At 62.3% G+C, this 24082-nt stretch carries 18 protein-coding genes; 11 read left to right on the forward strand and 7 right to left on the reverse strand.

From position 1 onward, the window contains the following. Positions 1–130: 130 nt before the first annotated feature. The 3 genes from ercA (at position 131) to mqo (ending at position 4806) form a co-directional block, all read left to right on the forward strand. The gene (gene ercA / locus QMK47_RS14120) at positions 131–1288 is read left to right on the forward strand and encodes an alcohol dehydrogenase-like regulatory protein ErcA (RefSeq protein ID WP_095963606.1); all 1158 of its coding nucleotides are present in this window, start codon (positions 131–133) and stop codon (positions 1286–1288) included. Beyond that, positions 1272–2642: a hybrid sensor histidine kinase/response regulator gene (locus QMK47_RS14125; protein WP_253474439.1), complete on the forward strand. Its 1371-nt coding sequence runs from the start codon at positions 1272–1274 to the stop codon at positions 2640–2642. The genes ercA and QMK47_RS14125 overlap by 17 nt, the downstream gene beginning before the upstream one ends. A gap of 520 nt (positions 2643–3162) precedes the next feature. Beyond that, positions 3163–4806, forward strand: coding sequence for a malate dehydrogenase (quinone) (mqo, locus tag QMK47_RS14130; RefSeq protein WP_320390446.1), 1644 nt, complete (start codon positions 3163–3165; stop codon positions 4804–4806). 1054 nt (positions 4807–5860) lie between these two features. Here the strand turns inward: mqo and QMK47_RS14135 are convergent. The 3 genes from QMK47_RS14135 to QMK47_RS14145 are packed head-to-tail and all read right to left on the reverse strand — an operon-like array spanning position 5861 to position 8892. Then, on the reverse strand, positions 5861–7168 hold the full coding sequence (locus QMK47_RS14135; protein WP_258691111.1) for a CitMHS family transporter: 1308 nt from the start codon (positions 7166–7168) through the stop codon (positions 5861–5863). A gap of 51 nt (positions 7169–7219) precedes the next feature. Further along, a complete protein-coding gene (locus QMK47_RS14140; protein WP_253474449.1) occupies positions 7220–7543 on the reverse strand; it encodes a hypothetical protein in 324 nt (107 codons plus the stop codon). Beyond that, the gene (locus QMK47_RS14145) at positions 7543–8892 is read right to left on the reverse strand and encodes an acyclic terpene utilization AtuA family protein (RefSeq protein WP_320390447.1); all 1350 of its coding nucleotides are present in this window, start codon (positions 8890–8892) and stop codon (positions 7543–7545) included. The genes QMK47_RS14140 and QMK47_RS14145 overlap by 1 nt, the downstream gene beginning before the upstream one ends. A gap of 113 nt (positions 8893–9005) precedes the next feature. On the opposite strand from QMK47_RS14145, the gene QMK47_RS14150 reads away from it, so the two are divergent. Continuing rightward, entirely contained in the window at positions 9006–9890 is an 885-nt protein-coding gene (locus QMK47_RS14150) for a LysR family transcriptional regulator (RefSeq protein ID WP_320390448.1), read from the forward strand. A gap of 119 nt (positions 9891–10009) precedes the next feature. Here the strand turns inward: QMK47_RS14150 and QMK47_RS14155 are convergent, their stop codons facing one another. From QMK47_RS14155 to QMK47_RS14165, 3 genes are all read right to left on the reverse strand, one after another. Beyond that, positions 10010–10861, reverse strand: a complete 852-nt coding sequence (locus QMK47_RS14155) for a CAP domain-containing protein (RefSeq protein WP_253474458.1) — start codon at positions 10859–10861, stop codon at positions 10010–10012. A 194-nt stretch (positions 10862–11055) separates the two neighbouring features. Continuing rightward, positions 11056–11829, reverse strand: coding sequence for an L-iditol 2-dehydrogenase (locus QMK47_RS14160; RefSeq protein ID WP_253474461.1), 774 nt, complete (start codon positions 11827–11829; stop codon positions 11056–11058). 159 nt (positions 11830–11988) lie between these two features. Continuing rightward, complete coding sequence (locus tag QMK47_RS14165; protein WP_258691112.1) at positions 11989–13302, reverse strand: ABC transporter substrate-binding protein; 1314 nt, start codon at positions 13300–13302, stop codon at positions 11989–11991. A gap of 273 nt (positions 13303–13575) precedes the next feature. On the opposite strand from QMK47_RS14165, the gene QMK47_RS14170 reads away from it, so the two are divergent. Both QMK47_RS14170 and QMK47_RS14175 read left to right on the forward strand, forming a co-directional pair. Beyond that, entirely contained in the window at positions 13576–14478 is a 903-nt protein-coding gene (locus QMK47_RS14170; protein WP_320390449.1) for a helix-turn-helix domain-containing protein, read from the forward strand. An 11-nt stretch (positions 14479–14489) separates the two neighbouring features. Beyond that, the gene (locus QMK47_RS14175; protein WP_253474470.1) at positions 14490–15119 is read left to right on the forward strand and encodes a hypothetical protein; all 630 of its coding nucleotides are present in this window, start codon (positions 14490–14492) and stop codon (positions 15117–15119) included. 267 nt (positions 15120–15386) lie between these two features. Here QMK47_RS14175 and QMK47_RS14180 read toward each other — a convergent pair whose 3' ends face one another. After that, complete coding sequence (locus QMK47_RS14180; protein ID WP_253474473.1) at positions 15387–17162, reverse strand: sigma-54-dependent Fis family transcriptional regulator; 1776 nt, start codon at positions 17160–17162, stop codon at positions 15387–15389. A gap of 284 nt (positions 17163–17446) precedes the next feature. Here QMK47_RS14180 and QMK47_RS14185 point away from each other — a divergent pair, with 284 nt between their 5' ends. From QMK47_RS14185 to QMK47_RS14205, 5 genes are all read left to right on the forward strand, one after another. Further along, a complete protein-coding gene (locus tag QMK47_RS14185; RefSeq protein ID WP_253474476.1) occupies positions 17447–18919 on the forward strand; it encodes a benzaldehyde dehydrogenase in 1473 nt (490 codons plus the stop codon). A gap of 69 nt (positions 18920–18988) precedes the next feature. Next, complete coding sequence (locus QMK47_RS14190) at positions 18989–19756, forward strand: coniferyl-alcohol dehydrogenase (RefSeq protein WP_253474479.1); 768 nt, start codon at positions 18989–18991, stop codon at positions 19754–19756. An 89-nt stretch (positions 19757–19845) separates the two neighbouring features. Next, positions 19846–21495 carry a DUF1302 domain-containing protein gene (locus QMK47_RS14195; RefSeq protein WP_320390450.1) on the forward strand — a complete coding sequence of 550 codons (1650 nt, stop codon included), beginning with the start codon at positions 19846–19848 and terminating at the stop codon, positions 21493–21495. Positions 21496–21510: 15 nt separating this feature from the next. Continuing rightward, positions 21511–22872 (forward strand): DUF1329 domain-containing protein, encoded by a 1362-nt coding sequence (locus tag QMK47_RS14200; RefSeq protein WP_214512292.1) that lies wholly within the window; start codon positions 21511–21513, stop codon positions 22870–22872. Between the two features lie 69 nt (positions 22873–22941). Beyond that, positions 22942–24045 carry a WD40/YVTN/BNR-like repeat-containing protein gene (locus tag QMK47_RS14205; RefSeq protein ID WP_258691114.1) on the forward strand — a complete coding sequence of 368 codons (1104 nt, stop codon included), beginning with the start codon at positions 22942–22944 and terminating at the stop codon, positions 24043–24045. Positions 24046–24082 lie beyond the last annotated feature (37 nt).

Below are 24082 nucleotides of genomic sequence, written 5' to 3' on the forward strand. Positions count from 1 at the left end.
GCCGGCCCGGCCTGACGCGTTCAGGCCGGGCTACCCATTGGTCTGATTGCAATCACGGTGGGATGCTTTAGGCTCAAGGTATCCCAAGACAATAACAACAGGCTTACCGATGAGCCACGTACCTGAAAAGATGAGCCTCAGCCCGCTGCGCAAGTTCGTTTCCCCTGAAATCATGTTCGGTGCCGGTTGCCGGCACAATGTCGGCAATTACGCCAAGACTTTCGGTGCACGCAAGGTGCTGATCGTCACCGATCCCGGGGTCATCGCCGCCGGTTGGGTGGCTGACGTCGAAGCCAGCCTCCAGGCCCAAGGCATCGACTATTGCGTCTACAGCGCGGTCTCGCCCAATCCTCGGGTCGAGGAAGTGATGCTCGGCGCTGACCTTTACCGGGAAAACCATTGCGATGTCATCGTCGCGGTGGGCGGTGGCAGCCCGATGGATTGCGGCAAAGGCATCGGCATTGTCGTTGCCCACGGCCGCAACATCCTCGAGTTCGAAGGCGTCGACACCCTGCACGTACCCAGCCCGCCGCTTATCCTGATTCCCACCACGGCGGGGACGTCGGCTGACGTGTCGCAATTCGTGATCATTTCCAACCAGCAAGAACGCATGAAGTTTTCCATCGTCAGCAAGGCAGCGGTGCCGGACGTATCGTTGATCGACCCGGAAACCACCCTGAGCATGGACCCGTTCCTGTCCGCCTGTACCGGCATCGACGCCCTGGTGCATGCCATCGAGGCGTTCGTGTCCACCGGTCATGGCCCGTTGACCGACCCCCATGCGCTGGAAGCGATGCGCCTGATCAACGGCAACCTGGTGCAGATGATCGCCAACCCGGCAGACATCGCCCTGCGGGAAAAAATCATGCTGGGCAGCATGCAGGCCGGGCTGGCGTTCTCCAACGCAATCCTCGGCGCGGTGCACGCGATGTCCCACAGCCTGGGTGGTTTCCTCGATTTGCCCCATGGGTTGTGCAACGCGGTACTGGTGGAGCACGTGGTGGCGTTCAACTACAACTCGGCGCCGGAGCGTTTCAAGGTGATTGCCGAGACGCTGGGCATCGACTGCCGGGGGCTCAACCACCGGCAGATCCGCACTCGGCTGGTGGAACACCTGATTGCCCTCAAGCGCACCATCGGTTTCCACGAGACCCTGGGCCTGCATGGCGTGAGCACCTCGGACATTCCGTTCCTGTCGCAGCATGCGATGCACGACCCGTGCATCCTCACCAACCCTCGGGAGTCGAGCCAGCGGGATGTCGAGGTCGTCTATGGCGAAGCCCTCTGACGAGCAGCAAAAAGCCCTGGAAGGGCTGCTGGGGCTGGGCAATCACTCGACGCGCAAGAGTCACTATCCGGAACTGGCGGCACGCCTCGATGAGCTGGAGCAGGCCCGGCAACACTTGCAACAGCTCAATGACCAACTGGAACAGCGGGTGGCCGAGCGCACCGACGCGTTGCTGGAGGCCAACCACAACCTGCAGCAGCAGATTGCCCAGCGCGAGCTGGTCGAACAGCAATTGCGCGATGCCCGGGACGTCGCCCAGGCCGCCAACCGCAGCAAGGACAAATACCTGGCCGCTGCCAGCCATGACCTGTTGCAGCCACTCAACGCGGCCCGCTTGCTGATCGCCACGTTGCGTGAACGCGAACTACCTGCCGCCGAGCACGTGCTGGTGGAACGCACTCATCAGGCGCTCGAAGGGGCCGAAGACCTGCTCACCGACCTGCTGGACATTTCACGGCTGGACCAGGCCGCCGTCAAGCCCGACCTGGCGCCGTATCGGCTGGATGAGTTGTTGGGGCCGCTGGTTTCCGAGTTTCAATCGGTGGCCGGCGCCGCGGGGTTGGAGTTGCGGGTACGGTTTGGCGACGAAGCGGTGCTGACCGACCTGCGATTGATCAGCCGTATCCTGCGCAACCTGCTGAGCAATGCCTGCCGCTACACCGCTCAGGGCGGTATTCTCCTGGCGGCCCGGCGCCGGGGAGGGCAGTTGAGCATCGAGGTCTGGGACACAGGGCGTGGCATCGCTGCCGATTGCCTGGAGTCGATTTTCCTGGAATTCAACCAGCTTGACGTTGGCCGGGCGGCGGATCGCAAAGGTGTGGGCCTGGGGTTGGCGATTGTCGAACGCATCGCCCACATCCTCGGTTACCGGGTCCAGGTGCGTTCTCGGCCGGGACGGGGCTCGGTGTTCAGTATCGAGGTGCCGTTGTCCAGCGAAAAACCCCTGCCCGTGTCCCTGGTTCCGGTACAGGCGGTCGCCGGCAACCCGCTACCGGGGCGCCGTTTGTTGGTGATCGACAATGAATTGAGCATTTTGCAAAGCATGGCGGCGCTGTTGGGGCAGTGGGGCTGTGAAGTCTTGACCGCCACCGACGAAGCGGGCGCCCTTGATGTGCTGCAAGGGCGTGCGCCGGAGCTGATCCTGGCGGATTTCCACCTGGATCACGGGGTCGTGGGCTGCGAAGTGGTCAAGCACCTGCGCGAGCATTTTCACCAGGCGATCCCGGCGGTGATCATCACCGCCGACCGCAGCGACCAGTGCCGCCGCGCCTTGCGCAAGCTGGATGCACCGCTGCTCAACAAACCGGTCAAGCCTGGCAAGTTGCGGGCGGTGTTGAGTCAGATGCTTGGGTAGGTTGGTGCTGTAGATACTCTGTAGGAGCTGTGTAGGAGCTGTCGAGTGAAACGAGGCTGCGATCTTTTAATTCATTCGCTTAAGACTCAAGCGGCCAGGGCAAGATCGCAGCCTCGCTGCACTCGACAGCTCCTACACAGCTCCCACTCAGCTCCTACGCGAATCGGTCCCGTGGGCCATTAAAATGCCGTCATTTGGTCGGCGTTTTTGCCAGGAATGTAAAAAGACGCTTCGGTCTGTTTATTTCCTTATGTAAACTCCCCCTGGCTGCGACAATCGGGCACGGCCATGTCAGGCCCGATGAACACCGTTGCAGCGTCCCTCACCCCAGCTGAAGCCAAGACCTACAAGAAGTCAGCGCCGGAGAGACATAAACGAGAGGCCGACGTATTGCTCGGCCCTGTAGGTCCATCCTCCGGTCCTTCTCGATAGCCGCCCAGCTGGCGTTGCCGGCCATGGACGTGGGCTATCCTTGATCAGGACAGGTGGACGGAATGGCGTTCATCCTAGGGATACACACATGTTGAAGAAAACACACACGGCGCTACTGGGCCTGGCGATGGCGATGGGTCTTGCGACCACGCACGCCGCCGAGCCAAAAAAAGTGGATGTCTTGCTCATTGGTGGGGGCATCATGAGCTCGACACTCGGCGTCTGGCTCAATGAGCTGGAGCCGGGCTGGACCATGGAAATGGTCGAGCGCCTGGACGGTGTTGCCGAAGAGAGCTCCAACGGCTGGAACAATGCCGGTACCGGTCACTCCGCGCTGGCCGAGCTGAACTACACGCCGGAAGACAAGAACGGCAAGGTCGATATCTCCAAGGCCATCGAAATCAACGAAGCCTTCCAGATCTCCCGTCAGTTCTGGTCCTGGCAGGTCAAGAACGGCGTGTTGAAGAACCCGCGTTCGTTCATCAACTCCACGCCGCACATGAGCTTTTTGTGGGGCGACGAGAACATCGTGTTCCTGAAGAAGCGCTACGAAGCCCTCCAGGCCAGCCCGTTGTTCGCCGGCATGCAGTATTCCGAAGATCGCGAGCAGATCAGCAAGTGGGTGCCGCTGATGATGCAAGGGCGTGACCCGAGCCAGAAAGTCGCGGCCACTTGGAGTCCACTGGGCACCGACGTGAACTTCGGCGAAATCACCCGCCAGTTCGCGACTTATCTGCAAACCAAGCCGAACTTCTCCCTCAAGCTGTCCAGCGAAGTGGAAGAGATCACCCGCAACGAAGACGGCACCTGGCGCGTTTCGTACAAGAACCTGAAAGACGGTACCGAAACCGAGACCGACGCCAAGTTCGTGTTCATCGGCGCCGGCGGTGGTGCCTTGCACCTGCTGCAGAAGTCCGACATCCCGGAAGCGCGTGAATACGCAGGTTTCCCGGTGGGTGGTTCGTTCCTGGTCACCGAAAACCCGACCGTCGCCCAGCTGCACCTGGCCAAGGCCTACGGCAAGGCTTCGGTGGGCGCACCGCCGATGTCGGTTCCGCACCTGGACACCCGTGTGCTCGATGGTAAGCGCGTGATCCTGTTTGGCCCATTCGCAACCTTCTCTACCAAGTTCCTGAAGAACGGTTCGTACTTCGATCTGCTGACCAGCACCACCACCCACAACGTGTGGCCGATGACCAAGGTTGGTATCGAACAGTACCCACTGGTCGAGTACCTGGCCGGTCAACTGATGCTGTCGGATGAAGATCGCTTCAACGCCCTGAAAGAGTACTTCCCGGAGGCCAAGCAGGAAGACTGGCGCCTGTGGCAGGCTGGCCAGCGCGTACAGATCATCAAGCGTGACGAAGAGAAGGGCGGCGTGCTGAAACTCGGCACCGAAGTGGTCGCGTCCCAGGACGGCAGCATCGCCGGCCTGCTGGGTGCCTCGCCAGGCGCTTCGACCGCTGCACCGATCATGCTGACCGTGCTTGAGAAGGTCTTCAAGGACAAGGTCGCCAGCCCGGCCTGGCAGGAAAAACTGCATCAGATCGTGCCAAGCTACGGCACCAAGCTCAACGACAGTCCTGAGCGCGTTGCCCAGGAATGGGCTTACACCAGCGATGTCCTGCAACTGGACCCGCCACCGGTGATCGGCAAGCCAGGCGCTACCGCTGCACCGGCCAAGCCGGCGGCTGCCCCGCAAGCGAATCCAGCGGCTGACATGGCGCTGTAAGCCGGACGCTGTCTGGTGAGGTACAAGAACGCTGCGCATTGAGCGTAATGCTGTTCACTTAAGGATACGGCGCTTTTTCCGAGGGAGGGGAAGGCGCCGTTTTCTTTGGTGTTGGTGTTGGTGTTGGTGTTGGGTTGGATTGGATTGGATTGGGTACATATCCGTTGCTGCGGTAACGGCGGCTTAGGGTTCCGCCCTGACGGCGGGTCACTTTTGGAAGAGCGCCAAAAGTAACCAAAAGCGCTTTGCCCCACCACTCGGTGCCTCGCTTAGGCTCGGCATGCCCTCACTCCGGCATTGCTCCGTGGGCCGCCGCGAAGGGCCATCCATGGCCCAGCGCGGCTACCTCGGCATCCATGCCGAGGTGCCCACTGCGCAATGCCTGCGTTCGGCCATCGTGGTTAACGGGGCGCCCCAGATCAAAAAGCGAGGCGGCCTAACAGCCGGCCTGGTTCTCCCGGTCGTACACCTGTCAGCTCTGTGGGAGCAAAGCTTGCTCGCGAGGCGGCCTGACAGCCGGGCTATCTCTTCGGCCGTACCCGATCTTATTGTGGGAGCGAGCTTGCTCGCGATAGCGGTGTGTCAGTCAATATTTGAATTGAATGATGAATTGCAATCGCGAGCAAGCTCGCTCCCACAGGAGAAGTACCCACAGGAGAAACGCGATCACCCAGAACCAGGTCGGCTGTTAGGCCGCCTCGCGGTGGACGTTGATCTCGGCGCCCCGTTAACCACGCTGGCCGAACGCAGGCATTGTGGAGTGGGCATCCCGGCATGGATGCCGGGTTAGCCGCGCTGGGCCATGGATGGCCCTTCGCGGCGGGCCCACGGAGCAATGCCGGAGTGAGGGCATGCCGAGCCTAAGCGAGGCACCAAGTGGTGGGGCATGAGCGCTTTGGTTACTTTCGCGCTTTTCGAAAGTGACCCGCCGTCAGGGCGGAACCATTAGTCGCCGTGACCGCACCAACGGATATACACACCGCCCCCAAACGCTTGACGCACCAGTGCCTGGACCTCATCAACCGCATCCATCAGCACCGCATTCACCGCTTATTCACACCTGTACCGCTCCAGTCGCCACGGCAAAGGCGAGCATCACCAGGCTGACGCCCCAGGCCCAGAAGAACGTATAGGCGATGTGCTTGCGCAGCTCTACACCAGACAACGCCAGCGCCAGGTACACGCTGGGCACCACCGGGCTGATGGAGAATCCGGTGTTCTCACCGATCAGCATGGCCCGGGCCACGGCCTCGAGGGGGACACCCGCGGCGGCGGCCACGTCCCTGATCACCGGTAGCAAGGCGAAATAGTAGGCGTCCGGTGAGAAGATCATCCCCAGGGGGACGCCGAAGAAGCCGACGATCACATGCAGATATTGGGCAGAACCGGCTGGCATGATATCGATCAGTGCCAATGCCATGCCGTCGGACATCTTTGCGCCAGAGAGCACGCCCAGCAGAACGGCGGCGGCCATCATCACCAGGACCATTTGCAGCGCATCGGCCGCATGGGCCTTGAGGCGTTCGGCCTGGGCGTCCAGGGACGGGAAGTTCAAGGGCAGGGCGATGCCCAGTCCCACCATGAAACAGGCATACAAGGGAAAAATGCCGGTGAACAGGCACGCCAGGATCCCACCGGTCAGCGCCACGTTCAGCCAGTAACGCAGTTCTCGTGGGGAGAGGGCGAATTCACGGTCTTGGGGTTGCAGGCTGTCCATGTCACAGGTTGCAGCCGCGCCCAGCGACATCGGTTGGCGACGCTGGGCGCGCAAGCCCAACACGGTCGCGATAACGAGCATGCACGTCAGGCCCACCATCTGCACCGGCAGCAAGCCTAGCCACAGTTGGGTGGCATCCAGCCCCGACACAGCGGCGGCGCGGGCAGTCGTGCCACCCCAAGGGACCATATTGATCACGCCGGCCGTGGTGCCGACCAGGCACAACAGCATCGCCGGGCTCATGTTCAGGCGTTTATACAAGGGCAGCAGGGCCGGGATGGTCAGCAAGAATGTGGCGGCGCCGACGCCGTCGAGATGGACCACTGACGTCACCAAAACCGTCACCAGTGCCACGGCCAGGGGCTTGCCGCCCGTGCTGCGGATCAGCAGATTGACCAAGGGATCGAACAATCCCCGGTCACGCATGATGCCGAAGAACAGAATGGCAAACAGAAACAGTGCTGCGGTCGGGGCCACCGTGATCAGGCCGGCCTTGATGAATTCGCCGATCTGCCCGAGATTGAAACCGGCCAGCAGGCAAACGATCACGGGAAGGGTGGTGAACGCCACCACCGGGCTGATCCTGCGTAGCAATATCAATCCGATAATGGCGAGCATCATCAGGAAACCCAGGGTTGTAATCATGTTGCAGCCTCTCTTTTTATTGTTGTCGAAGGTTCGTGGGCGGTGAGTCGATCAGCCATGCGGTCCGGGCAGGCGCAAGGCCAGAAGCAGGTAACTCAGGCTCTTGCCGTGACGATCAAGACCGCAACTGCGGTTCACACCGCCCTCCAGGGCGTCCTCGAGCACGAAATTCAGCGCATTCAGGTTCGGCAGTTCATAGCGATGCACCTTGGAAGGCTGTCGCGTCGCGAATTGCTCGGCCACTCGGGCGCAGGTCAACTCCCGTAGCAGCCATGGATAGTGGGACGGATCGTGGGGGAACAGGGCGATGCTGAGAATGTTGCCCTTGTCGCCAGCACGGGCATGGGCATAGTCGGCGAGGGTGACCAGGTTCATCAGTACCACTCCAGGGTTGTATGGATTTCATCTCGCGGCAGCAGGAAGCTGCGGGTGGTAACGGTCTCGGCGAGGTGTCGCCGGACGCCACCGCCGCCCGCCGGCCCGTTGGTGTAGAGCGACTCGACCTCTGCCAGCAGGGCCTCCACCAGCTGTCGGTCGGTGTGAGTCAGGCCGATCCGCACGCGCACATCCTCCAGGGCGGGCGCCTGGACCAGTTGCTGTTGCAGATATCGACCGGCCTGGTCGTTGAAGAGGCTGGCGACCCCGGACAGGTCGATCCAGGGCTGGACCCCGGGTGCCAACAGGTCGAAGCGCTGCAGCAGGATTTCCCGCGCCAGCGCGGCACGCGCCACGGCGCCGGGGCCGGCGTAGGATATTTCTGCCTCGCCGAACCAGAGGCCGCGCACACCCGCCAGGCCCTTGAGCGTGTCGGGACGCGGATGACCCAGCAGGCCACTGATTTCAACACGGTCATCGCCCAAGTCCTGTACACGGGCCTGGCCCAGGTCCAGGACCACGTCTGGCGTCAGGTAGCGTCGAGGGTCGTGCACTTCGTAAAGGAGCTGCTCCTTGACGGTCTGTTCGCTGACCCGTCCGCCGCAGTGGCGGGTCTTGCCGATGATCAGGCGGCCATCCTGATGGATTTCGGCAATGGGGCAGCCGAGATTGGCCGGGTCCGGAATGTCTTTCATTCCAGGATGGGCAAAATAGCCCCCCGTGACCTGGGTGCAGCACTCCAGCAGATGGCCGGCCGTGGTGGCGATGGCCATTTTCTGCCAATCGTCGGCCGACCAACCCAACCCATGGCGGATCGCCCCCACGGCCAGCGACGGATCCGCGACCCGGCCACACAGCACGATGCCAGCGCCCTCGGCCAACGCCTGGGCGATTCCGTCGGCCCCGGTGTAGACGTTCACCGACACGGGGAGCTCCAAAGGCTCCGAGGACAGCCATTGTTCGTAACGGGGCGGTGTTTCTTCCAACAGATCATCACCCAGCACGCAGGCGATTTTCAGTGCAGGGAAGCGGCCCGCCAGCGTCTGGCGCAGCCGTTGCGCGGCCGCCCTGGGATTGGCGGCGCCGCCGTTGGTGATGATCGGGATGCCAGCCTCGATGCACAGGTCCAGCATGGGCTCGAGAAAATCGAACAGGCGCGCGGAGTATCCCGCTTGTGGATCCAGGCGCTTGCGTAGTTGCGCCTCGGCCAGGGTCCGTTCAGCCAGCAGTTCCAGCATGATGTAGCGCTGGCCGCCGCGTTGTGCCAGGTCCTGGGCCAGGCGCAGGGCGGCGTCGGGTCGATCATTGGCGAAACCGGCGCCGCAGCCGACGAGAATTGTTTTTGTCATGTCGCTTTCCACTGAGGGGTGGCACTGAAGAGTGGCCCCATAGTGGAGAGGCTGGATTATTCTGTGAATTTTAAAGATAGAATCAATTGATTCATTAATTTTATGAGTGGGTCATGAACGTTTCTTTTCGTCAGCTTCGTGCCTTCATCCTTATTGCCGAGACTTCGAGCTTTACCCGCACGGCCGAACAGTTGCACCTGTCCCAGCCAGCGCTGAGCTATAGCGTCCGCAAACTGGAAGAGAGCATGGGGTTGCAGTTGCTCGCGCGTAACACCCGCAGCGTCGAGCTGACGCCCGCCGGTGAGCATTTTCTACCCCAGGCCCGGCGCATGCTGCGGGACATGAACGACGCCGTGCGCGATGCTCGCGACACCCTGAGCCTGAGCCGTGGCACGCTCCGATTGGCAGCCTTGCCCACCGCTGCCGCGTCGTTCCTGCCGATCGCCATTGCTGCTTTCCAGCGTGAAAACCCTGGTGTGACGGTGAGCTTGTTGGATGGCCGCGCCGGGGAAATCATGGGCTGGGTGCAGCGAGGAGAGGTGGACGCCGGCATCAGCTCGTTGCCTGACGATCTGTCCGGACTGAGCTTTGTGCGCCTGTTGGATGACAATCTGGTGTTGCTGAGCCACAAAGACCCGCAGCGTGACGGCCAGGACGACTGGAAGCGGCAACCCTATATTGCCCTCACGCCGGACACCAGCATCCGGCCCCTGGCTGACGCTGCGTTGCGCTATTTGAACATCGACCCTGTGCCGGCCTGGGAAGTGGCGCACATGAGCACGGCCACGGCCCTGGTGCGCGAAGGCTTGGGATTTTCTCTGTTGCCGGCCAGCTGCACGGCGGTGTTCAACATCGGTGAGCAGTGTGCTGTCACCACCATCGACCAGCCGGCGAAGCGCTCGATCGGCCTGTTGCAACGCAAGCCGGTGGCCCAATCACCTTCGTTGAGTCAGTTCATGCAGCATTTGCGGCAGGTGCTGCTCAGCCACGGCCACTGAGGTTGATGGAGCAATGGCTATCGCGAGCAAGCTCGCTCCCACAAGGTGGCGCGTCATGAACATCACTCGCCCCCTGTGGGAGCGAGCCTGCTCGCGAAAGCGATGGCCTGGCCACCGCGCTATTGAGTGCCAAACATCGCCGTCCAATAGATCCCGGCATCGCTTTTCGGATCGCTCGCGTACCCGGCGCCCAATTCGCGGAACTTCGGGTTCATCAGGTTGGCGCAGTGCCCCGGGCTGGCCAGCCAGCCGTCCACCACCTTGAGCGCGGTGTCCTGTCCGGCGGCGATGTTCTCGCCGATCAACTGGCCCAGATAGCCGGCCAGTTCGGCGCGGTCGCCCGGCATGCGGTTGTCGCGGTCCTTGTGGTCGAAAAAATTGTTGTTGGCCATGGCCCGGGTGTGGGTCACAGCGGCCAGGGCCAAGGTGGCGTTCCAGGCCAGCGGCGTGGTGGCGGCGAAGGTTTCGGTGCCACAGCGACGCGGCTGGGTGCGGGCACTGTTGATCAGCTTCAGCAGCTTCTGGCCCTCGGCTTGCCAATCACCCAGGCGCGCCGACAGCAGTGGGCGCGCCAGCACGATGCGCCATTCGCGGTCCAGGCGGCTGACGCCGATGTCGACGAACTGCGGGTCGAGTACTACCTGGCAGAAGCTTTCCTGGACGGCTTTCATGGCCGATTGCGCGTCGCGCGGCCCGGACAGGCTGATGGCCTGCACGTTGACCATTGGGTAGGCCGCCCGCGCCAGCGCCTGCTGCAGGTCGCCGATGCCATTGGCCGACAGGATCAGCCGGGAATCCATCGCCAGCGGTGGCAACTCCAGCGAGGCCTGGCCGGCACAGCTCTGGGACTGGCTGCGGTAAAGGTTGATGGACTCGACCAGTTGTGTCTCTTCGGTGGCCGTGGCACTGGTGGCGAACACCAGGCCCAGCGACAGCACGACAAGACCCACGACGGATGAAATGGCACGCATGTAAATCTCCCTTGAGCGGACGGCGCCTATGATGCGCAATTTTTGCCCCGCTGGGGCAACGGTATTCACGCTCTTTTGAAATCCCTTTGAACGGCACCGTTGGGTAGCGTTCGGGATGATCCTCAAATAGTGGGATCAACTTTCAGGCGAATAAGTCCATTTCCGTCGTTTCAAGGCCATAAAAACCCAGATTATCAGCTCATCCAGTTCCCGCCATCGACGTTATAGGTCTGCGCCACCACGTATTCGCTCTCCGCCGAGGCGAGGAAAATCGCCATGCCGGTGAGGTCCTCCGCAGTCCCCATCCGGCCATAGGGCACCTGTTGCCCCACCTGGCGCTTCTTTTCCCCCAGCGGCAGCTTTTCGTGGCGGGCGAACAGCGCGTCCACACCGTCCCAATGCTCGCCATCCACCACGCCGGGGGCGATGGCGTTGACGTTGATCCGATGCTTGATCAGATCCAGCCCGGCGGACTGGGTGAGGCTGATCACCGCTGCCTTGGTGGCGCAATAGACACCGACCAGCGCTTCGCCACGGCGACCGGCCTGGCTGGCCATGTTGATGATCCGGCCGCCATGGCCCTGGCGGATCATCTGCCGCGCCGCCGCTTGCAGGGTGAACAGCGTGCCGGCGACGTTGATGGAAAACAGCCGCTCGTAGCTCTGGCGGGTGATTTCCACGATGGGCGCCAGGTCGAACAGCGCGGCGTTGTTGATCAGGATATCCAGCTTGCCCACCCGGGCCACCACGGCCTCGATGGCCTGGTCGATCGAAGCCTGGTCCGTCACGTCCATTTTGACCGCGTAGGCGCTATCGCCCAGTTCGGCGGCGGTGGCCTGGGCCCGCTCCAGGTCGATATCGGCGATCGCCACTGTGGCGCCCTCGTTGATATAGGCTTGGGCGAACGTCCTGCCGATACCACGGGCGGCACCGGTCACCAGGGCACTTTTTCCTTCCAGTCGTTTCATGGGGTTGTCCTTTTCGAAGTACGAAAAAAGTCCTGTGGGAGCAAGGCTTGCCCGCGATGAAGCAAATGCGGTCACTCAGAAATCGATGTGCCTGTATCGCGAGCAAGCTTTGCTCCCACAGAGGGGTAAACCTTCTAGCCGCAGGGCCGGTGCCAATCATTATTGCTTTGGATACCCGGCCCGCTTCATTTCCCGCTCGGTACTCGATTGCGCCGAGGCCAGTGCCTGTTCCACCGTGATCTGTCCGGTGAGGGCGGCCGTAAACAGCTTGCCGACGGCGGTGCCGATGGCCTGGAACTCTGGAATCGTCACGTACTGGATGCCCACATACGGCACCGGTTCGGCGGTGGGATGGGCCGGATCGGCGTTCTGCATCATTTTCAAGGTGATCCGGGCGAACGGTGCGGCGTTCAGGTAGGCGTCGCTGTAGGTGGACATGCGCGTGCCGGGCGGGACATTGCTGATACCGTCCTGCTGGGCGACCAATTGGATGTAGTCCTTGGACGTGGCCCAGGCCACGAACGCCTTGGCGGCGTCCTTGTGCCGGGAGCTGGTGGGAATCGCCAGTGACCAGGCATACAGCCAGGAAGCACCTTTATGGGTTACTTCGATGGGGGCGGCAGCGAAGCCCACACGGTCGGCGACCTTGCTTTGACTGGTGTCGGTGATGAAGGAGCCGGCGACGCTGGCATCGACCCAGATCGCACATTTACCGCTGTTGAACAGCGCCAGGGTTTCGTTGAACCCGTTGCTGGTCAGGCCCGGCGGGCCGTATTTTTTCAGCGTATCGACGTAGAACTGCGCGGCGGCCTTCCATTGCGGGCTGTCGAACTGCGGTTTCCATTGTTCATCGAACCAACGGGCACCGAAGGTGTTGGCCAGGGTGCTGAGCAGCGCCATGTTCTCGCCCCAACCGGCCTTGCCCCGCAGGCACAGGCCGTACTGGCCCTGGTCAGGTTGGTGCAACTTGGCAGCGAATTCACCGAGCTGGCTCCAGGTCGGTTGCTCGGGCATGCTCAGGCCGGCCTGCTTGAACAGGTCCGTGCGGTAATAGGTGACGGTGCTTTCGCCGTAGAAGGGCAGGGCGTAAAGCGTGTCGTTGACCGAAAGGCCTTGGCGAACGGCAGGGAAAATGTCCTCCAGGTCATACTCGGCGGGCAGGTTGGTCATCGGTTCGAGCCAGTGCTTGGCCCCCCAAAGAGGGGTTTCGTAGGTGCCGATGGTCAGCACGTCGAACTGCCCGCCCTGGGTCGCGATGTCGGTGGTCAGGCGCTGGCGCAGGACATTTTCTTCGAGTACCACCCAGTTCAACGTGATGTCCGGGTGCTCGCTCTCGAAGGTGTTCGAGAGTTTCTGCATGCGGATCATGTCGGCGTTGTTCACCGTGGCGATGGTGAGGGTCTCGGCGGCGTGTCCGGCCAGGGCAAAAGACAATCCCGCGAACATGACAAGCGCCTTGGGCACTGTTTTCATGAGCTTCTCCAGAGCTGCGCCTGGGCGCAGAATTATTATTGTTGTGGGGGCCGTGGCGTCGAGCTGGGCGGTTCGTCGCCAATGGCAGGCCGATTACAGCAGCGCCCGTGGAGGCCGACAAACGCAGGGAGGATCGTGCGCTGATACTTTTTTAACGCCCTTGAGTGCGACAGGATCGGGTTAAAAAAGTATCAGTGGCCGGTCAGGCCGAGGCTGGCGAAGCGCTGCGCACTCGGCGTAAGGTGCCCGCTATAACGATAAAAGAGGCGCGACATGCCTGATCACCGAACGCCGCTGTTCGAGCAGCGACCAGCCGAACTGGAAGTCATCCTGCCCGAGGCCGAACACAGTTTTCGCTGGTACGAACATGACTACCCGTACCCGATGGCGCGCTGGAACCATCACCCTGAATTTGAAATCCACCTGATCCGCCAGGGCAGCGGCAAACTGTTGGCGGGCGACTACATCGGTCCGTTTGGCCCTGGCCATGTGGCGATGATCGGCCCGGACTTGCCCCACGACTGGATGGGCGACCTGGCGCCGGGCGAGCACCTGCCCGGGCGTGACGTGGTCTTGCAATTCGACGGTGCAACGCTGCTGACCTTGCGCCGAACCCTGCCCGAACTGGGCGATCTGCAGGGCCTGTTCGAACGCGCCCGCCGTGGCTTGGCCTTCGATGGCAACACCGCGCGGCAGGCCGCGCACCTGCTGGAAGCCATCGGTCCGGCCCAGGGACTGGCGCGGTTGGCGCTGTTCCTGGAACTGCTGCACACCCTCAACCAAGCCCCTGGCGACGAGGTCTTGAGCCTGGCGAGCCCTTGCTACGCGCCAAGCCTCGATGCGCGCAGCTCCGAGCGCATCCATAAAGCCTTCGAATACTTGCAAGCCGAACTCACCGGCGACCTGCGCCTGTCGGTGATCGCCCGCCAATTGGACATGAGCGAGCCGGGCTTCTCGCGGTTCTTCAAGCGCATCACCGGGCACGGCTTCATTGACCTGATGCGCAAGCTGCGGGTCCAGCGTGCCTGTCGCTTGCTGCTGCAGAGCGAAATGCCGGTGACCGATATCTGTTTTGAAGTGGGCTACAACAATTTGTCCAACTTCAACCGGCATTTTCGGATAGAGATGAACCAGACCCCCAGCGAGTACCGGCGGGGCGCTTTTTCCCCTGCTTGATGGAGACGGTCATGTTGCGCATCGTGGAACAGCAAGCCAGTGCATCCCTGCGCCAGCGGATGGAAAAGGCCGGTTGCGCCTTCGATTTCCTGGTGCTTGTGCCCGAGGCGAGTGATGCCGCTGATGAGGTGCTTCATCGTCAGGCTGTGGACCTGTTGTTCCAGCACCTCAAGGCTCAATGGCTGGAGCGTCATCGCCAACTGACCCAAGACCCTCGCTATACCGAGGCTGCGCCCCCCACCATGGATTGGGATTTGAGCAAGGCCGTCGCCAAGCCGCTGAGCCGGGACGAACGGGCCCGACTCATGCGGATCGACAAAGAGGATCAGCACACTTATGCCTTGTACGCGGCCTTCTGCGACCCGCCCTATGGCACCCGTTTCAGCGACGACACCCCGCAAGCGCTGTTCAGCGAATGGCTTGACCTGCTGGGGCTCGAGGACGGCACTGATGGGGTGGTGTTGAGCTGGGTCGACAATTTCAACCTCAACTGGACGGCCAGCGACGAGTACGATCAGGCACGGGAACCCTGGAGCGATTATTTCGACGATGGCCTGGAGTGGTGGGGCGTCTGGTGCCTGAGCATCTGGAACCCGAAGCGCCGAACGCTTGCCGTACTGGCGGCGAGCACGACGGATTGAGTTGCCGTCAATACGAACCCCTGTGGGAGCGAGCTTGCTCGCGATGGCGTCAGCAAGCCGACATCAATGCCAACTGAGCCACCGCCATCGCGAGCAAGCTCGCTCCCACAGGGGGATTTGTGGTGGACACAGACCTTGCAGTCACCCAGAAACTAATGTGGGAGCGAGCTTGCTCGCGATGGCGTCAGCACAGCCAGCATCAATGTCAGCTGACCCACCGCTATCGCGAGCAAGCTCGCTCCCACAGAGGGATTTGTGATTGACCCGTTAGTCGGGGACACCCCGTTGATGCTTCTTCAACCGATAGGCGAATTGTGCCCGGCTCAGCCCCAATGAGCGGGCGGCCGCTGCCAGGTTGCCGCTGCTCAGTTGCAGGGCTTCGTTGATCAGCCGTGACTCCAGGCCGTCAATGGAGAAGTCCGAGTCCAGTTGGCTGAGGGACTGGAGCAGCGCCGGTTTTTCCGCAGCGTCGTTGGCGGCCTGGCCCATCGGCGAGAGACCGCCGTGCAGGTCCACGGAATACGCGTCCACTGGCAGTTGTTCATTGCGAAACAGGTGGACCAGGTCAATCGCCTGGCCTTCTTCGCTGGCGATCAGGCCGCGCTCGATGAGGTTCTGCAATTCCCGCACGTTGCCCGGAAAGTCATAGCGCAGCAGGACCTTCAACGCGCGCATGGTCAGGCCCATCGGGGTGCGGCCGTATTCCTGGCAAAAGCGCTTGAGGAAGGCATTGATCAGCAGCGGTATGTCATCGCGACGCTCGCGCAAGGGCGGCAGGGCGATGGGGTAGACGTTGAGCCGGTAGAACAGGTCTTCACGGAACGCGCCGTCGGCCACGGCCTTGCGCAGGTCGATGTTGGTGGCCGCCACGACCCGCACATCGACCTTGATGCCGTGGCCACCGCCGACCCGTTCGATTTCCCGTTCCTGCAAGGCGCGCAGCAACTTGCTTTGCCCGGCCAGGCTCAGGCAGGTGATCTCATCCAGGAACAACGTGCCGCCATGGGCTCGCTCGAAACGCCCGGGGCGTGAATGGGTGGCCCCGGTATAGGCCCCGCGTTCGACGCCAAACAGTTCGGCCTCGATCAGGTTGTCGGGGATGGCCGCGCAGTTGAGGGCGATGAACGGACCATCACGTCGGCGACTCAGTTGGTGCAGCTGGCGGGCGAACATCTCCTTGCCGACGCCGGATTCGCCGCTGACCAGCACGGTGGCGGGGGTCAAGGCCACCCGTTGCAGGGCCTGGGTCGCGGCGTTGAAGGCGGCGCTGGCACCAATCAGCGGCTGTTCGCTGTCCGGCAGCGGGGCGGTGCCGGCAACGCTGTCGGACTGGCTGTCGGTGCGCGCGACGACTGCTGGCGGTGAGGCGTTGAGGTAATTGAGGTCCTGCTCGACATCGCCCCATTGCTCGGCGGTCTTGCCGACGACACGGCAGCGTTCATGCCCCATGCCTCGGCATTCCACTTCGCGGAAGATCACCAGTTGCCCGAACAATCCGCTGACGAAACCGATGGCGTAGCCCAGTTCGGTCCAGCACACCGGATCCTGCCCGGTGCCATAGGCGGCGACATGCTCGTCGGCTTCACAGGAGTGGTGCCAGAGAAATTCCCCTTCATAGAACCCGGAGTCGGCATCGAACTTGAAATGCAGCGGCTCGACCTTGGTCATGCCTTCAAGGGTGTGCAGATGCGTGCCGGCGCGGAATACCGCCGCGGCATCGGCGTGGGGCCAGCGTTCGCGAATCAGCCGGGCATCGCGGGCACCGGAGGAATAGCCGGTGCGGGTGAGCATCCCACGGGCCTGTTCAAGCCCCTGGCGTTCGATGATTTCCCGGCGCAACGCACCGAAGGATGAACTGTGCAGCAGCAACATGCGCTGGTCGTTGAGCCAGATACGGCCGTCGTCGGGGGAGAAAAACAGACACGCGGTGAGTTCTGCCGTCGTGGGTGAACTGTTGTCGGTCAGCTCGTTGCTGTCACCCCGTGGACGGAAGTGCTCGGTGGTGATCCGGTGATCCGGCAACTGGCAGTGGGGATTATTCATTGTTATGCCCCTGATGGCGGGTGATCGAAATGATCATCTGGCGAGATAGTTATTAAGCATAACTTTATCAAATGAACAAGCGGCAGCTGGCCAACGGCCACGTCGGCAGAGGCTGCCTGAGCCTTGTACTCGATGCAGAGTATTGATCCAGAGCCCTGCGCCAGGTTTATCAAGGTCCGCAGGCAAAACCGGCACAGCGCTTGCTCAAGCACTAGCACGGCGTTTGCGTCGATACCTTCCAGGTGCGGCAAACGATGACAACAACAAAGAGCCGGGAGTGTTAAATGTCTGCATCCAAAAGCCACCTGTTGTCCCAGGTGATCGAGTCGGAATGTGTCTTCAACGGTGACTGGGTGCCTGCGTCGGGTCCGCTGCAATCGATCATTGAACCGGCCACCGGTGAGCGGCTGATGCGCTGTGCCACGGCCGACTCCGCCGACATTGCCAAGGCCAGCCGCGACGCAGCCCTGGCGCAGCCGGGGTGGGCGGCGCTGGGCCCGCGGCAGCGCGCGGCGATCTTCCGCAAGGCCGCCGACGTGGCTGAGCAGTCCTTCGAAGAACTGGCGCTGTACGTGGCTCGGGAGACCGGCGCCGCGCTGTTCAAGGGCCAACATGAAGTGCGCGAAGCCATCGTGCTGTTGCATCAGGCCGCCGGCCTGCTGTCCCAGGCCCATGGGGTGGTCCTGCCTAGCGAGGCGGGGCGCCTGTCCTATGCGCGGCGCCAGCCCCATGGTGTGGTCGGCGTGATTTCGCCCTTCAACTTTCCCCTGGTGCTGTCCATGCGCTCCGTTGCGCCAGCCCTGGCGGCGGGCAACGCCGTGGTGCTCAAGCCGGATCCGCAGACCCCGGTGAGCGGTGGTTTCCTCATTGCCCGGTTGTTCGAGGTGGCAGGGCTGCCCAAGGGTTTGTTGCAAGTGTTGCCCGGCGCGGCGGATGCCGGTGAGGCGCTGTGCCGCGACCCTAACGTGCGCATGATCGCCTTTACCGGTTCCACTGGTGCCGGTCGCAAGGTCGCTGAAGTCGCCGGGCGCAACCTGAAGAAGGTCGCGCTGGAGTTGGGTGGCAAGAACCCGCTGATCATTCTTGAAGACGCCGATCTCGACCTCGCCGCCCGCAACGCGGCCTGGGGCGCCTGGCTGCATCAAGGGCAGATCTGCATGGCCACCGGGTTGATCCTCGCCCATGAATCCATCGCTGAAGAACTGACCCGTAAGCTGGTGGAAAAAGCCCGGGCCTTGACCGTCGGCAACGCTGCCCAGGGCGAAGCCGCGTTGGGGCCGCTGATCAATCAGCGGCAACTGAAACGGGTGCATGACATCGTCAGTGACTCCGTGCGCGCCGGGGCTAGGCTGGAGGCAGGCGGCGAGCACGATCGACTGTTCTACCAGGCCACCGTGCTCAGCGGCGTGAAACCGGGCATGCGGGCCTTCGACGAGGAGGTCTTCGGGCCCGTGGCAACGGTGGTCAGCTTCGCCACCGATGATGAAGCTGTCGAGTTGGCCAACCGCACCGAGTACGGTTTGGCGGCGGCGATCATTTCGCCGTCGGTGGGCCGGGCCATGGCCATCGGTGAGCGGTTGCAGTGCGGCATGTTGCACATCAATGACCAGACCGTCGCTGATGAGTGCATCAACCCGTTCGGCGGACGCGGCGCCTCGGGCAATGGCGGCAGCGTCGGCGGCCCGGCGGACTGGGACGAATACACCCAATGGCAGTGGGTGACGGTCAAGGACAAGGCGCCGGTCTATCCTTTCTGACAGGCAGGTTTACAGGGCCTGATGAGCTGAGGGCCCTGCGAGTACACAAAAATAATAAGAGGACTCAACATGAAACTCGACAACAAGATTGTGCTGGTCACCGGTGTCTCGTCAGGCATTGGTGCTGCCACGGCAAGCCTGCTGCGCAGTCATGGCGCCCACGTGATTGGCGTCGACCTCAAGGCGCCGCACATGACCCTGGACGGTTTTGTACAGGGCGATTTGAGTAGCGCCGAAAACATCGAACGGTTGCTGCCGCAGCTACCCGCACGGCTCGACAGCCTGTGCAACATCGCCGGGGTGCCGGGCACCGCAAACCCGCAATTGCTGGCGCGGGTCAACTACCTCGGGTTGCGCCACTTGAGCCGTGCGCTGCTGCCGCGCATCAACGCTGGCGGCAGCATCGTCAATATCGCCTCGATCCTCGGCGCCGAATGGCCGTTGCGCCTGGAACAGCACAAGGCGCTGGCGCGCATCGAAGATTTTACCGCCGCGCAAGCCTGGCTGGCCGACCACCGGGTGCCGGACCAGACCTGCTACCAGTACTTCAAGGAAGCCTTGATCGTCTGGACCTATCTGCAGGCCCAACCCTGGTTTCTTGAGCATTCGGTGCGCATGAACAGTGTTGCGCCAGGCCCGGTGTTCACGCCCATCCTCGACGACTTCGTGAGCATGCTCGGCGAGGCCCGGACCCAGGCCGATGCCCATCGCATGAAACGTCCCGCTTACGCCGATGAGGTGGCGGCGGTGATCGCTTTCCTGTGTGCCGACGAGTCGCGCTGGATCAACGGCGTCAACCTGCCGGTCGATGGTGGATTGGCCTCCACCTACATCTGAATGCGCATCCGTAGAACGCGGTGCAAGCCGCTACCCGAGCGTGTTGGCTGCAAAGCCATGCCAAAAAATAACAATAATGAGAAGCGTCCATGGATAACCTCAAAGATTGCTTTGGTTTCAAGCATTGCGCCCTGTTCCTGGCGTTATGCAGCACCGGTGTGATGGTCGAAAGGGTCCAGGCCATGCAAATGGACCTGGGTGACTCCGACTGGAAACTGCGCTGGGACAACACCATCAAGTACAGCCAGGCCTGGCGCCTGCATGGGCAGGACAGTCGCTTGGTCAACGCGCCAACCGCCAACGGCCTGTACCCCTCGATCCAGAGCCAGGGCGACAAGAATTTCAGCAGTGGCCTGGTCTCCAACCGCCTGGACCTGTTTTCCGAAATGGACCTGAGCCGGCAAAACTATGGGCTGCGCGTGAGCGGCGCAGCCTGGTACGACGATATCTACAACCAGGACACCGACAGCAGCGAGCAACCGCATTTCCTCAGTGAAACCCGCAAGCTCCATGGTCGCGACGCGGAAATTCTCGATGCCTTCGTGTTCTTGCGCGGGGATCTGGGTGAAGACTCCCAGGGCGTGGCGCGCCTGGGCCGACACAGCCTGATCTATGGGGAAAGCCTGTTCTACGGTGGCAACGGCATTGCCAATGCCCAGGGCCCGACCGACGTCGTCAAGTTGCTCAGCGTGCCGGGGACTCAATTCAAGGAGATCCTGCGCCCGGTCAATCAGATCTCCGGGCAGTTGCAGATCAACCCGCAACTGTCGGTGGGCGCTTACTATCAGTTTGAGTGGGAGCGTTCCAATCTGCCCGGCGCCGGCAGCTACCTAAGCGACGTCGATGCCATCGGCTACGGCAGTGGCCCTCTGCGCGAAGTGTTCGGCAACGACACGGTCAATGGCGGCGATTTGAAACCGCGCAATTCGGGGCAGGGCGGCATGCAGATCCGGTTCAAGCCGACCGGCACTGAGCTGGAGCTGGGTTTCTACGCGGCCCAGTATCACGATAAAGCGCCGATCGGGCTGTACGCGTACCTGGACGGTCCGGCGTCTGCGGCCACTGGCTTGCCGATCCTGGGTTCCTATCGCCAGGTCTACGCCGAAGACATCAAGACTGCCGGCGTCAGCTTCTCCACGGCCTACGGTCCGTTCAACTTTGCCGGTGAAACGTCGGTGCGCTGGAACGCGCCGCTGGTGAGTAATCTGCAAGTAGTGACCCCCGGCATGGCGGCCGATGGTGGCGACAATGAGTTGTTCGCCAGGGGCAAGACCGCCCACGCCAACCTGTCGGCGATCTACCTGTTATCGCCCACCGCGTTCTGGGACGGCGGATCGGCCCTGGCCGAACTGGCCTGGAACCGCACCCTGAGCGTGACCAAGAACGCTGCCGCGCTGGACTCCAACACCACCCGCGATGCCACCGCGCTGCGGGTACTGATCGAGCCGGCGTACTTCCAGATTGTCGACGGAATCGACCTGACCGTGCCGATCGGCATGGGGATAGTGCTTGATGGGCGCTCATCGGCGGTCAACAAATCCGGCTTCGGCAACACCCATTCCGGTGACTGGAGTGTCGGGCTCAAAGCCACCTATCTGCAACGCTGGGATGTCGGCCTCAACTACGTGAACTTCTTCGGCGCACCGAAAGCCGGGCTGCGCGAGGACGGCAATTTCAGTTACGGACAGTCGTTGGCCGACCGCGACTTCGTCTCGCTCTACGTGAAAACCTCATTCTAATAAGGTGGATTCGCCATGCAGAACACAACATTCCTGAACACCTGCGTCCTGACCCTGGCCCTTGCCGGCATGGGATTGGCGCAGGCGGCGGTGTCGCCTGAACAGGCCGCGCGCTTGAAAACCGATCTGACCCCCCTGGGTGGCGAGCGCGCCGGCAATGCCGATGGCAGTATCCCGGCTTGGCAGGGCGGTTATACCCAGGTCACGCCTGGCTACAAACCGGGTGACAAGCGCCCCGATCCATTCGCTGGCGAGAAGCCGCTGTATTCGATCAAAGCCTCGAACATGGAGCAGTACGCCGGCGAATTGGCCGAAGGGACCAAGCTGCTGTTGAAGAAATACCCGGGCTATCGCCTGGACGTGTACCCGACCCATCGCTCGGCCGCCGCTCCGCAATGGGTGTATGACAACACCAGCAAGAACGCCACCCGCGCCGCGCTGGACGTGGACAGCGAGAAGGTCTCCAACGCCTACGGCGGCATTCCGTTCCCGATCCCGGAAAACGGTGCGCAAGTGCTGTGGAATTATCGGTTGTCCTGGCAGGGCGGCGACACCATCAGCGCGCCTTTCGATACCTGGCTGATGACCGCCGGTGGCAAGAAAGTCCAGGCGACCCGGGCCCAGTTCTCCTATCAGTTTCCCTACTACTTCGAAGGCGGCAGCCTGGAAAACTATGCGGGCAAGTACCAGGTGGGCAAGCTGTTGACTGAGTTGCCGTCATCCAAGGCCGGCGAGGGCCTGATGACCCATTGGGACATGGACCCGGCCAATCGGGCGGCCTGGCAGTATCTGGTCGGCCAGCGCCGGGTTCGCCGGGCGCCAAACATTGCCTATGACACGCCGGACTTCGTGACCTCTGGCGTCGGCCTGTTCGACGAAGCATTCATGCTGTTCGGGCCTACCGATCGCTATGACCTCAAGCTGGTGGGCAAGAAAGAGCTGATCGTCGGCTACAACAATAACCGCGCCGCGCTGGCCAAGAGCGACGACCTGGTCAAGGAAAACTTCCTCAATCCTGATCTGGTGCGTTGGGAGAAGCACCGTGTCTGGGTGGTCGAGGCCACGCTCAAATCCGGCAAGCGCCATGTCGTGCCGCGTCGGACCTACTACGTCGACGAAGACTCCTGGCAGATCCTGATGGCCGACGGTTATGACGCCCAGGGCAAACTCGGCCGGCAGATGTATTCACTGACGCTGCTGGCGCCGGATATGCCGGTCCTCACCGCACAGGTCATGTGGGGCAGCTACAACCTCGACACCGGGGCCTACTTCCTCAACGCATCGAGCAATGACCTGGCGGTTCAGTACCAGAAGATCGCGAGACCTTCGGCGTCCTATTTCACGCCGGATGCCATGGCCAACGAAAACATGCGTTGAACCTGTGGCGACCGTGGCGAGGAGGAGGTTCGCCGCGGTCGCTTACGATTTTCCAGGCGGAATAACGATATGAACGTTGAAAAATTTTTTGCGCGCCGCAGTCCGCTGTGGGGTGTTTGCGCCTTGGTGGGGAGCCTGTTGGTGAGCGTGCCCTTGGTTGCACAGGCCACGACATTGGCCGTGCTGCAACAGCCGGCATTGCCGACCGCCAAGGCGCAGCGCTCGGTGTTGCTCGGGCTGGCCCGGGCCGGCGAGCGTCTGGTGGCGGTCGGTGAGCGCGGGATCGTGCTGCTCTCCGATGACGCTGGAGTCAATTGGCGCCAGGCCAAGGTGCCAGTCAGCGTCAGCCTGACGGCGGTGCAGTTCGTCGATGCCGAGCAGGGCTGGGCGGTCGGTCATCTGGGCGTGGTGCTGCACACCCAGGACGGCGGGGAAACCTGGCAGAAGCAACTCGACGGTCAGCGTGCCATCGCCTCGGCGGTGCAGTTCGCTGAGCGCGATGTCAATCAACCCGACGGTTCCAGCCACTTGGCGCAGGCACGGCGCATGCTCGATGACGGACCGGATAAACCGTTTCTCGACCTGTACTTCAGTGACCGCCTGCACGGCTACGTCGTGGGCGCCTACAACCAGATCTTCCGTACCGACGACGGCGGGCTGAGCTGGCAGCCGTGGATGCGGCATGTGGACAATCCGCAGGGCTTGAATTTGTACGGCATCCGCGCCTTGGGCAACGATCTGTGGCTGGTGGGGGAGCGCGGTTTGCTGTTGCGTTCGACCGACGCCGGGCAGTCATTCCAGGCCTTGAAGTCGCCGTATGAGGGCAGTTTCTTCGGTTTGCTCGGCACCCGCGACGGGGCCTTGGTGGTCTATGGCTTGCGCGGCAACGCCTGGTGGTCCGGGGATCGTGGCAACACTTGGCGACGCCTTGACACCGGTATCGAGTCGACGCTGGCGAGCGCCCTCCAACTGCGCGACGGCGGCCTGTTGTTGGCCAGCCAGAGTGGTGAACTTTTATTCAGCCATGACCAAGGGCGAAGCTTTGACAAGCGTCAGAGCCGCAGCGGCGGGACGCTCGCTGCCGTGCAACAGGCGGTCGACGGCAGCCTGACCAGCGTCGGTTTGTCCGGTGTCGCCGCTGACCAGGATCCACGGGCCGCGGGTAAACCTTGAAACTTCACGGTGTAGCGCTATCGGGCCAAGGCTCGTG

It is taken from the genome of Pseudomonas sp. P9_35 (genome assembly GCF_034008205.1).
GTDB lineage: Bacteria > Pseudomonadota > Gammaproteobacteria > Pseudomonadales > Pseudomonadaceae > Aquipseudomonas > Aquipseudomonas kilonensis.